Below are 524 nucleotides of genomic sequence, written 5' to 3' on the forward strand. Positions count from 1 at the left end.
GTCGTCAACGCGCTGCTCGACGAGGCGGAGCGCCTGGGGCAGGACCATTTTCATCGTATCGGGGAAGAACTAGACGGTTACGATGGACCCCCGGCGCGCGGAGTGCATCGGTGGGTGTGCCTCGCTGGACGCTACGAACTTCACTACGAAGTCTTGCCGGCCTACGCGGACGAACCTATTGCTATAGCGATCCTTCGTGTCTGGGACACCCGGCAAGACCGGTAAGACCGTGCTCGACCAACTAGTGACGCAACCACAATTCAAAGACTCGTCGAACGTGCCGCTCTGAGACGGCCTGCGCGTCGATCTGGCACGGAAGCTTGACTTCGGGCGGCATTGGATAGGCTTTGGCGTCAGGGCGATGTGCAAGAAGGACTAAAAACCAGCCCGGGAATGCCGTTATGCACCAGTAGGGTCGGCATCGGGGCCCCCGCCCACCGGCAACGTGACCATCTACGTCCAATTACAGATTGATGTCTACGGCGGATGCGTCGAGCTTCTGAGCAAGGAAGTCACGGAGGCCG

Annotated in this window: 1 protein-coding gene; it reads left to right on the forward strand. The window is 60.1% G+C overall.

The genetic code is table 11. The annotated features are described in order from the left end of the window. Positions 1 to 225 (forward strand): hypothetical protein (locus tag AWB81_RS48265; protein WP_062644842.1); only part of this gene is annotated, 225 nt, incomplete at its 5' end. Between the last annotated feature and the right edge of the window lie 299 nt (positions 226 to 524).

Source organism: Caballeronia arationis, from assembly GCF_001544975.2.
GTDB classification, from domain to species: Bacteria; Pseudomonadota; Gammaproteobacteria; order Burkholderiales; family Burkholderiaceae; genus Caballeronia; species Caballeronia arationis.